This is a genomic window from Paenibacillus selenitireducens (assembly GCF_002021565.1).
In the GTDB taxonomy this organism is placed as follows: Bacteria; Bacillota; Bacilli; order Paenibacillales; family Paenibacillaceae; genus Paenibacillus_K; species Paenibacillus_K selenitireducens.
The window spans coordinates 24195-39081 of the sequence record NZ_MSZX01000001.1 but is presented as its reverse complement, the minus strand read 5'-3'; the positions used below and the strand labels follow the sequence as shown (position 1 = coordinate 39081).

The 14887-nt window shown below is 46.3% G+C and carries 12 protein-coding genes and 1 pseudogene; 6 read left to right on the top strand and 7 right to left on the bottom strand.

What is annotated here, in order from left to right:
• Positions 1-13 precede the first annotated feature (13 nt).
• Complete coding sequence (locus BVG16_RS00205) at positions 14-388, bottom strand: DUF423 domain-containing protein (protein WP_078496477.1); 375 nt, start codon at positions 386-388, stop codon at positions 14-16.
• 186 nt (positions 389-574) lie between these two features.
• Here BVG16_RS00205 and BVG16_RS00200 point away from each other — a divergent pair, with 186 nt between their 5' ends.
• A complete protein-coding gene (locus BVG16_RS00200) occupies positions 575-976 on the top strand; it encodes a hypothetical protein (protein WP_078496475.1) in 402 nt (133 codons plus the stop codon).
• Between the two features lie 147 nt (positions 977-1123).
• Positions 1124-1783, top strand: a pseudogene (locus tag BVG16_RS00195) (DUF444 family protein); the annotation flags it as partial.
• Positions 1784-1851: 68 nt separating this feature from the next.
• Here the strand turns inward: BVG16_RS00195 and BVG16_RS00190 are convergent.
• The 4 genes from BVG16_RS00190 to BVG16_RS00175 all read right to left on the bottom strand — a co-directional run bounded on the left by BVG16_RS00190 (position 1852) and on the right by BVG16_RS00175 (position 7615).
• Positions 1852-3609: an ABC transporter ATP-binding protein gene (locus tag BVG16_RS00190; protein ID WP_078496472.1), complete on the bottom strand. Its 1758-nt coding sequence runs from the start codon at positions 3607-3609 to the stop codon at positions 1852-1854.
• A gap of 134 nt (positions 3610-3743) precedes the next feature.
• Complete coding sequence (locus BVG16_RS00185) at positions 3744-3950, bottom strand: CAT RNA binding domain-containing protein (RefSeq protein ID WP_078496470.1); 207 nt, start codon at positions 3948-3950, stop codon at positions 3744-3746.
• A gap of 55 nt (positions 3951-4005) precedes the next feature.
• Complete coding sequence (locus BVG16_RS00180) at positions 4006-6939, bottom strand: DUF5107 domain-containing protein (protein WP_078496468.1); 2934 nt, start codon at positions 6937-6939, stop codon at positions 4006-4008.
• A 157-nt stretch (positions 6940-7096) separates the two neighbouring features.
• Entirely contained in the window at positions 7097-7615 is a 519-nt protein-coding gene (locus BVG16_RS00175) for a DNA-deoxyinosine glycosylase (protein ID WP_078496466.1), read from the bottom strand.
• 65 nt (positions 7616-7680) lie between these two features.
• On the opposite strand from BVG16_RS00175, the gene BVG16_RS00170 reads away from it, so the two are divergent.
• Both BVG16_RS00170 and BVG16_RS00165 read left to right on the top strand, forming a co-directional pair.
• On the top strand, positions 7681-8412 hold the full coding sequence (locus BVG16_RS00170; RefSeq protein WP_078496464.1) for an NAD-dependent protein deacylase: 732 nt from the start codon (positions 7681-7683) through the stop codon (positions 8410-8412).
• Positions 8413-8611: 199 nt separating this feature from the next.
• Positions 8612-9466, top strand: coding sequence for a DegV family protein (locus BVG16_RS00165; RefSeq protein ID WP_078496462.1), 855 nt, complete (start codon positions 8612-8614; stop codon positions 9464-9466).
• Positions 9467-9511: 45 nt separating this feature from the next.
• Here BVG16_RS00165 and BVG16_RS00160 read toward each other — a convergent pair whose 3' ends face one another.
• Both BVG16_RS00160 and BVG16_RS00155 read right to left on the bottom strand, forming a co-directional pair.
• Positions 9512-11065, bottom strand: a complete 1554-nt coding sequence (locus BVG16_RS00160) for a recombinase family protein (protein WP_078496460.1) — start codon at positions 11063-11065, stop codon at positions 9512-9514.
• Complete coding sequence (locus BVG16_RS00155) at positions 11020-11280, bottom strand: hypothetical protein (RefSeq protein WP_144027246.1); 261 nt, start codon at positions 11278-11280, stop codon at positions 11020-11022. The genes BVG16_RS00160 and BVG16_RS00155 overlap by 46 nt, the downstream gene beginning before the upstream one ends.
• Before the next feature lie 151 nt (positions 11281-11431).
• On the opposite strand from BVG16_RS00155, the gene BVG16_RS00150 reads away from it, so the two are divergent.
• Positions 11432-13228: a cache domain-containing sensor histidine kinase gene (locus tag BVG16_RS00150; RefSeq protein ID WP_233146853.1), complete on the top strand. Its 1797-nt coding sequence runs from the start codon at positions 11432-11434 to the stop codon at positions 13226-13228.
• Positions 13225-14838: a response regulator gene (locus tag BVG16_RS00145; protein ID WP_078496456.1), complete on the top strand. Its 1614-nt coding sequence runs from the start codon at positions 13225-13227 to the stop codon at positions 14836-14838. Before BVG16_RS00150 ends, BVG16_RS00145 begins: the two co-directional genes overlap by 4 nt.
• Positions 14839-14887: the final 49 nt, after the last annotated feature.

Below are 14887 nucleotides of genomic sequence, written 5' to 3'. Positions count from 1 at the left end.
CCTCTCTCTTTATCTACGAGTTACGTAACGCCGCAACGGCAAGCAGTAACCATCCAATGATGAAAGCGACGCCTCCAATAGGTGTAATAATACCAAGCCAAGTAATTCCTGTAACACTCAACACATATAAGCTGCCAGAAAAACAAATGATCCCGGCAAACAGCATTCTACCCGACCACAGTAATTGACGGGACGGCTTCAAATGTGCAGAGAGCACAGCAATCAACAAAATTCCGAGTGCATGAATCATATGGTAGTGGACACCGGTCTCATATGTATTCAGTTGACTCACTGTCAATATGGATTTAAGGCCGTGGGCGCCAAAGGCACCAAGAGCAACGGCAACGAGTAAATTTAAACTGCCAATGACAACGTACTTACGTAACATCCTCAATACTCCTTTGTGTACTTCAAATTTTCTGAATCCCCATCTATCATAATAAAAAACGACGGATTTTTCCAGATTGAACATGAAAACGACAAATATTATGTTTGCAAAAACATCCGGAATGTGGAAAATAAGACTTGTAAATCCAAACATGGTATCGCACATCAAAAAAGGAGTGATTCGCAAATGAACACAAATTACACACCCGGGACGTTTCAACCCCAAGAACAACCGCCAGCGCTCAAATCATCCGGTTTAGGCATCACATCTTTCGTTCTGAGCTTGGTCTGTCTGCTAGGATATATCGGAACCATTGTCGGCGCTGTTGGATTGGTCGTAAATATCGCAGGCGATATTCAATCCGTCACGACAAGTATGGCATCCTCGGCAAACATGGGCGGACTCGTCGTCGTAGGGTTTCTGATTCTATTCTTCCTACTCGTGAACCTCGTCGGACTCATCCTGGGTATCATAGGCCTTGCGATGAAGCATCGAAAAAAAGGCTTCGCGATCACAGGCACGATCATCCATGCGGTTCTTATGATCGGCATCATCGTATTATATGCAATAGGGATCACGAATCATTAATACATTCCCTCTTCCCCGTACCTCCTCTTCATACTTGTACGAAGAACCTGAATAGAATGTGGTCACATATCGTCCGCATTCTTGAATATATTGAATAACAACAGGTTAATCAACGCTAAAGTGCCCATCTCGAGGAGGTGTTCTTGCATGGATCCAAACATGTCCATTGTATCGCGGGAAGACTGGTCTTTACATCGTAAAGGATTTCAGGATCAATCCCGCCATCAACAAAAAGTTCGAGATGCGATCAAGCAAAACTTACCTGATCTGGTGACGGAAGAGAATATTATCATGTCCGATGGCAAGCAGATCATCAAAGTGCCGATTCGCAGTCTGGATGAGTTTCGTTTCATTTATAACTACAACAAGAAGAAACATGTAGGTCAAGGGGATGGTGACAGTCAAGTCGGCGATGTCTTAGGAACCGATCCGAAGAGCAGTCCAGGCAAAGGGGATAAAGCCGGCGATCAGCCCGGCGGAGATTATGTGGAAGCCGAAGTCAGCATCGAGGAACTTGAGACCCTACTATTCGAAGAGCTGGAACTCCCGCATCTGCAGCAAAAAGATAAAGACCAACTCGAAACGACAGAAATTCGTTTCAATGATATTCGGCGCAAAGGCATCATGTCCAATATCGATAAGAAGAGAACCATTCTTGAAAATCTGAAACGGAATGCCACAGCCGGAGAACCTGGCATCCACGGTATCACGCCTGAAGATTTACGCTATAAGACCTGGGAAGAAGTCGTCACGCCGCATTCCAATGCTGTTATTATTGCCATGATGGATACCTCCGGTTCCTTGGGTATCTCATAAGGAACTAAGACCACACAAATAAGGCCAGCCAGTATCCCAGCTGACCTGTAATCCCCTCTTTAAGCCGTAACCTCATCACGCTCAACTTGACTATAATATAGAGCATGATATCTTCCTTTGCCCGCTAACAACTCTTCGTGTGTACCCCGCTCAACAATCCGTCCATTATCCATCACGACAATCGTATCCGCCTTCTGGATCGTAGACAGTCGATGCGCGATGACAAGCGTCGTTTTCTCACTCATTAATCGACGAAGCGCGTCTTGAACAATTTTCTCCGATTCATTGTCGAGTGCCGCCGTTGCTTCGTCCAACAAGAGAATGGGAGAATCCTTCAGGATAGCTCTTGCGATCGATAACCGCTGTCTTTGTCCTCCTGATAATCGGGAGCCATGCTCGCCAATATCGGTATCCAGCCCCTGCGGCAATTCCATCACAAATTCGTATGCATTTGCTCGTCGCAATGCGGTATGTATCGCTGCATCATCTGCAAGATGGTCCCCGCTCAATAAATTATCGCGAATCGTTCCTGTATACAGATGTGTTTCTTGCGGAACAAATGCGAAATAATCACGAAGCTTGCTTAACGTCATCTCTTCCACATCAACGTCGTTGATCCGCATGGATCCTTGTGTGAACGGATAGAATCCTAATAATCCTTTGAACAAGGTCGATTTCCCTCCACCGCTTGGACCCACAATTGCCAACATTTCACCAGACTTCACCTGAAGATGAATATCTTGCAATACAGGTTTAGGGTCTTCTTCCGAGTAGGAGAGAGAGACAGCATCCAATTGTAATTGTTCGAAGTGCTGCTTCTGGTTCAAGTCCTCTGGCAAGTCTTCGTATTCCGTCTTCTGATCCATAAGTTCGAAAATTCGCTCTGCTCCCCCTAGGGATTGCTGTAAGGAAGCAATCAAGCCCGGTAATGCCGAGAAGGGAGAGACTAGATAGTTCATTAATTGGATAAAAGCAAGCATCGCACCGATTTCCAAATCCCCTTGCGAAACATAGTACCCCGCAATGACAATGGCCATCAAGAAGGTTAAGTTGGCTGCAACCTGGGATGTTGCGTTGGTTGCGCCTTCAATTTTCCCTTTTGTCTGTTCTAAGGCAGAGATTTCCTCGCTATGCTGCTGGTACCGTTTTAATAGTCTTTGCTCCAACTTAAACGTCTTAAATATCGCGCTGCTGCCTAAGATATCATTCAGAAAAGATGTCGCTACCCCCATCTTTTGTTGATGCTGCACGCTGTTGATGCGCATCGCTTTTCCGAACACTTTTCCAATCAAAAATATTAAGGGCCCCATCGCAAAACAAATGATAGCTAGCAGCCAGTGAATATATAATAGATAAGTGAACGCCGCTAACGCTAGCAGCGGATTCCGGATCAACCCCATGATCGTCCCGCCGCAAGCATCTCCCACCGATTGATTGTCATTGGTGAACCGCGATAGCAAATCTCCCGAATGATTGCGGTCAAAATACGACTGCGGCAATCTCATCACATGCTTCATCGTATCCATGCGGAGATCATTGCGAATGTTAACCGATATTTTATTCTTAAGAAGCGTATCACAATACGAATTCACGAATAAGACCACGAGCATCACGATACCAAGCACAATAATGTTCTTCCATTGCCCTACTTGTGCATGAACGGCTGCATTGGATACAAAAGAGAGAAACCAAGCGATAAATAAATCCATGACGATCCCCACGAACATGGATAGAAGTAATCCTGTATAAAGAAGCTTATAATTCAACATATACTTGCTTAATCGTTTGAAGACGCCTTGCACATTCAATCTGATCAACCTTTCTCTTCGTTTCTTAGAGAATATATATCACGGATAGAAAATATTGTAAACCAATACAAACAAAAACCTGTACCGAGAACGGAATGTTCTGCGATACAGGTTTTTGTACATGTGCGATTCAATGGATGCTGCTAGACGCAGCTCTTCATCATTACATTGGAGGCATGGTAGACAGGCAACAACAAATACTCTTCGGCGATGTCCGCTTGCTCCACGAACATCCCCGGTTTCTTCATATATCCAATTCCTCTGCCAAAAAGAATCGACTTCGTTCCCGTCGAACTGCTCACAATAACGGTATTGTGGGATAAAATCTGGTTAATTTTACGATCCGACATCGTCATCCCTCCAACGGTATATAATTATGCTTCTCATCCATTCACGCATCCAATGCTACTTCTGCAACTCTTGTAAACAGAGCATGCTGTATATATGGCTTCGTTCATTCGCGAAAATCTCTGCCTGGCTCGCTTCTAAATACCCTTGCTTGAATAATGCCTTCGCCGTCTGATCATCCCCTAGCTTGCGATAGATGATAGCTTTGTAATACTTCATTTCCGATAACGGGGTTCGAAGCGAATCCCCGTAATTTAGTTGACGAGGGTATTGATCCACAAGATCTATCCACTGCTTCGCCTCGGTTAACTGGTCTTCAGCGACATGTTTCATCGCCATATGAATCACAAAATCACGATAACAAGGACCGCTGAGTTCCTTCCCTTCCCAGTTCTCGAACTCCGCTGTATTCAGAATCTCCCAAGCCTTCGTTTCTTCCCCCATAGCTTTATACGCATCAACTTGCGCGATTAGAACAAGAGAATGATTGTCCACCTGCTTCATTCGCTCAATAATTTGCTTGCGTCTTTCATTTTCTCCCCATACTGCATAAATCTGATTCAATGTGAGGAGGCTGTCGACATTGTTGCCGCCATTGATTTGAATATCTTCCACTAAGAGCTGTTCACTGCGCACAAGATTACAATCTTGCTGATAGTAGATTTTATAGCCTAAATTTCGCAACAGCACGGTGTAACGCAGCCCTTTGTCATATGCCGTTTCGAAGGCTGTTCGGGCATCTTCAAAGCGGCCAACGGCATAATAATAATTGCCTAGCAAATAATTCAGCTTACCGCTTGCATCCGTACCCTTGAATCGCTCCGTCCATGCGATGAGCTGTGGCTCGTTCAAGAACACATAATCCAGGGACTCCGATAGGATCTGCTGCAGCAGCACCGTCCGTTCCGCCTCATCCGAAGCCCGCTGCAGTCCGGCAAATGCGATCTTCGTCTTCATGGTAGGCGCTTCAATCAAGCTCACGATTTCCTCAGCATCTTGATGCAATCCCATCTCTTGATAATCCAACGCAATCGGAAGCAGCACCCGTTCGTCCCCTTGCGTGTACTGAATCAATGATTCCTTACTCGCTTCGGATTTACCTAATAAATAACGAGCAACGAGAATATGCTCATGTACGGTAAGAAGCGGAACCTGATTCCCATTCGATCCAACGGCATCCCTGAGCAATGCTTCGGCTTCTTCCATACATCCGTCGTATTTGTAGCTTATCGCTAACAATGTTCGGCTATAGGTGTCCCCGGCACGCAGCAGTTCATCCGCATTCCCCTGTACTTCGCGCCAGTATCCGAACATGATATTCAGCTTTGAGAGCTCGATCACAGATGCTTGATAATATTCTGCATCCCCTGCGATATCTTGAAGCAGCCTACGAGCTTTACTATAATTTCCGATCATTTTCTCTGCCATCGCGAGATGAAAGCGAGCTTTGCTATTGCGGTTATCGTAGCGGAGCACCTTCGTCAAGCAAGGTACTGCGAGTTCGGGTTGCTGTCTGGCAAGATAGAGCTGTCCGAGACGGTTCAGCGTTAATGTGCAGTCAGGCTGTTGGGCTAAATTCCGCTCATATCGTTCTATGGCTTCACCATAGAGCCCCAGCGACTCCTTCAGTTCCGCCATTTTATAGAGCTTCTCTTGATCTTCTTCTCCCATGACGCTTCGAGAATCTTCAAATATAGCCGTATCAGGGTACTCATGTACGAATTCCTCGCGTTCTCCCATCCTGAGAATGGTACGCGACCCGCAACGAATTTCCAGCGTAAACCGATCATCGGCGATAGGGGCATCCAGCATAAATGTAACGCGCTCATTCCGATCCGGCGTCAGCGTTAACTCGACTTGCTGCTCTTGCCCGCGGAGTTGAAATTGAATGCAGCTATGATCAAACCTCTCCGTCGCCGCTAACGTAAAGACGATGGAATTCGATGTGATCTCATATTGAACAGCCACTTCCTTCTCCGCGTACTGAAATCCATTCATATTGGATACTGGATACCAATACTCACGCCATGATAGGGTCTGATGCGGCCGCAAGAACTTATACACCATCTGGCTCTCGAACGGTCCGCTCTGAATTTCAATGTACTCGGAAGCATCATCTGTCAAGGATTGGTTCCAAGCTTTGGCATTTGCGTCATTCCCCCAGGAGAAGAATTTAGCCCCTTTCACTTTCTTGCGATCCGCATAGTGAACGACTCCAAATCGCTCATCATGATTATAAATCCCGAAAAAGTTATGGTTCATCAGCTTGCCAAACGTTTCGTAAGCAAAGGGAATTTCACTGGCTTTACGGCAATCGTATGTTTGATAGAAAGGCCATTTCAAATACTTGGCATCGAGATGGTTGAGGCACCAATCGAACGGATAGATCAGTTCGACGCTTTCATTGTAAGCTACGGCGGTGTTGGTCCAAAAATAAAACCGATTTTCTTTCGGGGTCGGATTGGTTAAATGTACGCGCTGTTCCATATATGCCTTGCCCGGATACAGCTTGATTTCCACCTTCCAGTTCATCATCGACAGCTGTTCGATATTTCCGAAGATTACGGACGCGCTGCCGTCGGGATGATCCAGGGTCGTACAATTTACCCGGTCCATGGTTGTTGGCGAATGGCTGATCGGGAAATTAAATTCCATACCGCCAGAGAACCAGGCGCCTCGCGTACCAATCATACGAGGTTTAATGACTTTGTTCGTATAGAGAAATTCCTGCTGTGTCCGTTTGTCTAGCGCACGGTATAATCGGCCTCCTAGCGTCGGAAGAAACGTCAGCTGCAGGTACTCATTTTCCAGAATAACCGCATCATAGGTCTTCATAACCTGCTCGGAAGCACGATAATTCTGCATCGTGTACGGATACGGATTTAAATGTTTATCGAAAATAGGATTCACATCGTGGTCTAATACGTCATACGTAGGAATTTGAATTTGCGTTGTGCTTGCATGTGCAGTTCTTGCTTGAATGGTTGCCATGGATCTCGTTCCCCTTTTGCTAACAAAATTGAACTTTCATGACCAACAAGTGTTGCACGCCTTCAAGATCCCCTCCCTTGCATCAGACTGTAACCTTACCCCTAATATTTCAACATTCCTCTAAAAATTCCTTTACAAAATTTTGACTACTTGTGATTTATTCCATATCAAAATGAGAATGCATGGATACCGATTGAAGCTCGGTCCTCCACTGTTCCAGTTTACTTGCTAAGGAAGCCGTGTTCGCGGGGCTCGTGGACGGTAATTTATGCAGTGTCACATGTTCCAACGATACTTGGGAGGCGCAGTGACGCATAAACAATTCATACGCTTTTGCCCCATTAAAAAAGAAATGATGGATCTGCGGATACGTGACCTGCAAGCCGGCAAAATCATTCGGTACCGCATGTTGTATATTCGTATCCAAGCTGCCTTCCCGTTCGCATTCCCCGAGCACATCCCAGAGTCCAAATCCTTTCGATTGCGCGAACTGGAGACGCTGTTCATAATCTGATACTGGCGTCTTGTCAAACAGCCCATATAGGATAGGCCAGAAATGATTGCGTGGATGCGCATAATACTGATGCTCCTGCAGAGATTTGACCCCTGGCATAGAACCTAAAATTAAGATACGGCAAGTCTCATGGATAACAGGCTTAAACGATTGGACGCGCATATATTTCTCCTTTGTGTATACTTGTAGTATCTTATAGGCAAGACGAAAAACGGAGGTAAGATCGCATGACTCACTCACAAATTCAAGATATCATCCGACATGGCCAACGCATTGTGTTTTTCGGAGGTGCCGGAACCTCGACGGAAAGCAACATTCCGGATTTTCGATCCGCAACAGGGCTTTATCAAGATCATCAAAGCTTCGAATACCCGCCAGAAGTTATGTTAAGTCATAGTTTTTTTAAAAAACAACCAGCTTCGTTCTATCAATTCTATATTTCAAAAATGATTTATCCAAATGCTCGTCCCAATCCTGCGCATCACGCCTTGGCTGAACTCGAGCGCAGGGGGCAGCTTACCGCTGTCATCACACAGAATATTGATGGACTGCATCAGATGGCTGGCAGTCAACATGTGCTGGAGCTTCATGGCTCTGTTCATCGGAATCATTGCATAACTTGTGGACAATCGTACGATCTTCCATATGTATTACGTACCTCTGACCCTATCCCTCATTGTGAACAATGCAACGGTATTGTTAAACCCGATGTCGTATTATACGAAGAGATGCTGGATGAGGCCGTGCTTCAAGCCGCGATCGATCATATTGCCAAGGCAGATGTTCTGATTGTCGGAGGCACCTCGTTACGGGTGAATCCCGCAGCCAGTCTGATTCGCTATTACCGCGGGGAGCATCTCGTTCTGATTAATAAGGAAGCTACTCCGTATGATTCCCTTGCACACGTCGTCATTCATGATCTTGTAGGCAAAGTACTACAGGATGCATTGCATGCTTGACCCCTTAATACGGGGCAGGACTAACATATGTCGTGTATCCTATTGATGCTTGTTCAGATGACTCGGCAAGGTTACAATGAATCGAATGTCAATATTTCCCTACTTAACAATAGGGTGAGTTGTATTATAATAGATGAATTGTCGTCTCAAGAGATCAACGACGGTCACGCGATACATATATTTCAGGAGGTTATGATCCATGTCCAAAATTCGGGTCTTCTCAGATAGCACTTGCGATTTACCGCCTGAGTTGCGCGAACAGCATCAGATCGGTATCATTCCGCTCTACGTAACATTCGGCGAGGATGCTTACAAGGATGGTGTTGAAATGACACCGCTGCAGCTATTTCACAAAGTAGATGAATTGGGTTATTTGCCCAAAACCGCTTCACCTTCACCGGGTGATTTTATTCAAGCCTTTGCTCCAGCTATTGAAGCTGGTGACGATATTATCTTTATCGGATTGTCCACGGAATTATCCTCTACCTGTCAGAATGCCATCATTGCGGCTGATAGTTTCCCAGAGGGCCGTATTACGGTTGTAGACTCTCGTAATCTATCTACAGGAATTGGTCTACTCGTACTCAAAGCTGTACGTGCAGCCGAAGCAGGCCGTACGCTTCAAGAGATCGAACAAATCGTGCTTGACTCTCGCGATCGTATCGAGACGGAGTTCATCATTGATACATTGGATTATCTGCATAAAGGCGGCCGCTGCTCCAGTCTTCAGAACTTCATTGGCAGCCTGCTCAAAATACGTCCAGTCGTTAAAGTCGTAGACGGAAGAATGATTCTTGCTGCCAAACTGCGCGGCAAACGCGAAAAAACATTAGAGCAGCTGATTCAAAATGCACTGCATTTCAAAGATCAGTTGGAGGGGGAGACCATCTCCGTCACTCATGCCCTAGCAGAGGAAGAAGCTATTCAAGTCCGTGAAATCTTGCTGCGCGAGACGAATGCCAAGGAAGTGCTTCTTGCGGAAACGGGATGTGTGATTTCCAGCCATTGCGGACCTCATACGGTGGGCATCGTATTATCCCGAAATGGATCCTAAAAAAGGCGGCTATGCACTCGATCATTCGAGCGCAGCCGCCTTTTCTTATCTCATCATGTTTTCCCTCACAAAAAAAACATCATACACCAATTCGATATGTCTGTTCGTAATGGTCACGCGATTCAGCAGCTCCTGGAATACAGCGCGCGTCGCCTCTGCCCCTTCGACCTGCAATGCCTTCAGCCGTTGAATAGCCGCTTGCAGCATATCCGGCATCCCTTCTGCCTGCTTCAGTACAGCCATTTGTCTCATCGTTGCAGCGATCTCTTCCTCCAACTGTACCAATTGTTCCTTTAGCGCTAGCATTTGCTGCGTATAGGTATCGTGCTCGAAAAGCTCCCTCTGACGAAACAGATCCAGCTGATCCTTATTCCGCTTGTTGCGCTGCGTCTGCTTCATGGCAAGCTCCTGCTGCAACCGCTCCACATCTCGGGATCGATCAATGGTGATATCGAATTGCTCCTTCTTGATCTGATCCAGTTGTCTGCGAATCGCATCAAGCACAGTCATTTCTAACGGATCCGCTGAGATATTCGGTTGTGAACATGACTCCCGGCCATACTTGTGGGCGGTGGAACAGACGTAATAACGATAGGCATTCCCCCCGGACGCACGTTTCTGGCAGACCATGCGCTGCTGGCACCGACCGCAATACAGCAATCCCGTTAGAGGGTGATATGCACGGCGCGGCGAAGTGGATTTGCTCTTACGCTGGAGTATTTCCTGCGCGGCTTGGAACAGCTCGGGATCTACGATGGCTTCATGAGCTCCCTCGGCGATCTGCCATTCTGAAGGATTTGTACGGATTTGTACCTTTCGTTTGGACATTTTACCCGAGTCATCATATTGCCGCTTCAGCTGATTACGCCGCGTACCGTAGACAACGTTGCCGATGTATGCTTGATTGCGGAGGATCTTATTCACGCTCTCACGCGTCCAAGGATTGCCGTTCTTGGTTCGCATCCCCCGGCGATTCAACTCTTGGGCAACTCTGAACGTGCCTAACCCATGATGGACATACAGCTCAAACATAAGGGCTGGAATATGCCGCTGGACGGGATCCGTCTCCAGCCGCTTCGTTGCCCGATTGACCACATAGCCAATCGGCGGCTCGCCGCCCCACTGGCCTCGTCGCGCTTTTTGCTTCCTGGCGCTGCTTACCCGTGACGATATTTTCTTGCTCTCTTGCTCCGATAAGACGGATAGAATATCAAAGGTAATATTGTCCTTATTCAAGGAATCATAGTTATCATTAATGGCGACGACGCGTACGCCATACTGCTCGAACATCCCGATAATCGCAGGATTCTCTTGTTTATCCCGACCGACCCGACTAACCTCTTTGAATACAAGCAGCTTGAACCGATGCTCCCTCGCATCTTGAATCGCCTGTCTCATTTCGTGCCGGTCAAATACGCTTGTATAATATCCCGAGACGGCTTCATCGCGATAGATGATAATGTCAGAGACATCGTATTGCTCCCCTAAGCGGTGAATATATTCCTCGCATTGGCTGACTTGATTGTCGATGGAATCGCCTTGTTGATCCGTGCTTACCCGTGCGTAGATGGCGCACTTGATCCGGGTGTCGGCTTGCATACGCTGTCCCCCCCGTCTGACCCCATGGTTGCATTCGCAAGATGAACAGTTACTTGAATAACGACGCCGTGAACTTGAAGCACTTCGGCTTTCAGGCGTGTCTCCATCCAATCCGATACCGGTTTATCACCGAACTTCTCCTGCATGGTAAAATGCACGGGACTCGCCTCCCCGGTTGTCTTTTTACAATGTATGCGCGCCCGAACTTGTCTCATGCTCCCCCCTGTTCGACACACCCTCGTAAAATACGATTGACAACCCTACCCAAGCACCTTAGGATTTACAGTATAGTTATGACAAAGGTCACAACCTCGCCGTTCATACATTAAATTCGTAAGCGCTTACAAAAATTGGGGGCTGGAGAACTTGCTTGTACGAATGAAAAATCGAATGCTCGAGTTTTTCTATTCCTTATCGATTCATAAGAAAATCACGTTATCGTTCATAATCGCCGTTTCCGTACTCATCATTTCCATGTCGATTTTTACCTATCGTATTTCATCCGACATTCTGATCGGCAAGGCGGTTGAAAATACAGAACAGCACCTCCGATTAGTATCTGAAAAGCTTGAAATTATTCTCGACAACGCAGAAAATTACTCCAAAATCGCGATTACCAACAGCAATGTGCAACGCATTCTAAGCGATCCTCCTACTTCTAACCCGGTAGAAACCTACAATCGGTATGTGGAAGTATCGAATGCGCTCGCGGACATTGTGGATTCCAAAACTTTCGTGGATTCCATGCTGATCTATGATCACAACGGCCAGATCTATACCTCTGGCAGTCTGAAAAATGTATCCGACGTTAGCCGTCAATATTTCAATCGGTTTGCAGGCTCTCCCTATGGGCTCGTATGGAACAATACGGCAATCAGCAATTATGTCAAAGAAGAATCCAGCCACAACGTCGTGTCCTTATTCCAGAAGTTCAATTCCTCCAAGGACGGGAGCCCGCTCGGCATTATTCAATTATCCATCGATGAGCGCTACATTGCCGACCAATATGCGAATATTGATATCGGACATGACGGTCACATCTTTATCGTGAACAAAGACGGCAGGATCGCTTCGCATCCAGATAAAAGCCAGTTATATACTTCCATCACAAAACAGCCTTATTTCTCCTGGGTGCTCGGGCATGCAGGCGGCAAAACATTCACATTCAACGGTATTGAACATCTCGTCGTGTCGCAAAGCTATCCTAGACTCAACTGGACCATCGTTGGTGTCGTCCCGATCCAAGAGATTACGAAGGACAATCAAGTGCTAACCGATAAATTTTACGTGCTGAGCATGGTCTTTATTGGGCTTTCCATCATCCTCACCATCCTTGTCGCCAAATCCATTACGAGACCGCTAAATCGGATTAAAGAGACGATCAAGCAAGTGCAGCGGGGAAACCTCGATGTCTCGCTTGAATTGAAAACAAGAGACGAAGTCGGTGCTTTAGCCAGAGAATTCAACAAGATGGTGCAGCGAACGAAATTTCTCATGGACAATCGAATGGAAGAACAGAAGAAGAAAAAAGAGTATGAGCTCGCCGTCATGCAATCGCAAATCAATCCTCATTTTTTGTATAACACCCTAGAAAGTATTTGCGCGTTAGCTGATTTGCAGCGAAATAACGATATCGTCAGCCTGGTCAGTAAAATGGCGTTATTTTACCGCGGTGTATTGAGCAAGGGAAGTCATATTATTTCTATCGAAGATGAAATGGTCATTACGCAGTCTTACTTAGAAATTCTAAAAATTCGGTACGGCGACCAATTGGATTACATCTTCGAACTGGATGAACAAATCTATAAATACGTGACAATTAAGCTGCTGCTCCAACCGCTTGTGGAGAACTCCATCTACCACGGACTTAAGCACAAACGAGGCATGGGACACATCATCATCAAAGGCTGGGTGAATGATGGAAAAGTATGGATTGAAATTATAGATGACGGCATTGGCATGACACCCGAGCAGCTGCACAAGATTCTGACAGAAGAACCCGATAACTATAAAGATAAAAGCTTTGGCCTTAAGAGCACGAACGAACGTATTCAATTATATTTTGGACTGCAATACGGTCTGGAAATCGACAGCGTTCCTGGGCAAGGCACAACAGTGCGCATTATGCTTCCTGCAAACATGAACTGGAGTGATGGTAAATGATCAGCGTCATTATTGTGGATGATGAGTATTTAATTCGAGAACGTCTGAAAATCAGCGTGAACTGGGAGGAGCTCGGGTATGAGATTGTTGGCGAGGCTGCCAATGGCGAAGATGCGCTGCTGCTCTTGGAGCATGCACCGACCCCCATTCAATTGGCGATCGTCGACATCAACATGCCGATCGTTGACGGCCTTGCGTTTGCCGAAGCGGCACATCAACACCATCCAGAGCTTAAAATCATGATCCTCACAGGCTATAACAGCTTTGAATATGCCAAGTCTGCTTTAAAGGCCGGCGTGTCCGACTATCTTCTGAAGCCATTGAACATGGTGGAGATGACAGAGGTATTGAACAAGATCGCTGTCCAAATTCACGAACAACAGCATCAGAAATCACTAACCGAAGATCTTAAGAAAAGCGTACAAGAAAGCTATTCGATTCTGCGAAGAACCTTCATACAAGGCTTGTTAGCAGGCGCGGAGTCCCATGCCGATATCCACAAAATTCATCAGCATTGCCCCAATCTTAACGGTGATGAGCTGACAGTCATGGTGATTTCGATCGATAAAACGAACGCTTTGGGGAAGAACCAGCCTGTCTGGCAGCAGTTTGCTGTGTTGAATATATTTAGCGAATTCTTTGCCCCTATGGAGCAAGTCGAATGCTCATGGGACGAAGAGGAACGCTTGGTCCTCCTGATGAATCGACCGATCGAAAACCAGCGGGCGGCTCGCAAAGATACGGTAGAGCAACGGTGTGCCGAGGCCGTACAAGCAGTAGCGCGATTCTTGAAATTCACCGTAACGGCTGGCATTGGCGGTACCGTGCATGGATTTGACCGCATCTCTCAGGGATATAAAGAAGCCCTCTATGCTGTAAGGCATCGTACCATCTATGGCGGGAACCGCGTGATTTCCTTCGATCATATTCCCAAACAAGCGCATACTTCGCCACTTACCTACATTCGGGAGACGATGATCATTCATCTTCGATTGGGGAATTGGGAGACCATTGAAGGCGAGCTTCATCATATGCTCATGCGTGCATCATGGGGCACCTTAACGTTGAACCACTTATATGTGACCTTATATGAGCTGGTGTTCACCCTGAATATGTACGCAGCCGAAAATAAACTGGATATTACGCAATCCGTCGGCGATACCTTTCAACCTGCACAGCTCGTCGACGAGTTAGAGCGTCTGGAAGAGATTAAGGACTGGATTCGTAATCTCTATCACGGTGTATTAGACGAAACGCGCAGCCTGAAACAATCCACGCCGGCGAGGCTGGTCGAGAAAGCCAAGCAATACATCGACGAACATTTCGCTTCAGAGCTTGATTTGGAGCGAATTGCGAAGAGCATTTATATTAACCCCAGTTACTTGAGTCGTATTTTTAAGATCGAAACCGGTTTTACAGTCGTTGAATATTTGACGAAATGCCGTATGGTCAAAGCCAAAGAACTCATGGAGAGCGGCTGTAAAAACCTATATTTCGTTGCGGAGATGGTCGGTTATAATGATGCGCAATATTTCAGCAAATGTTTCAAGAAGCACTTTAGCGTTCCGCCCTCCAAATTTATTTCGCGAGATACCGATTCATCGCTTTGAAGACCTATAAGCCGCAAACCTCCCGCTGTGGAGGTTTTTTCATTCATCC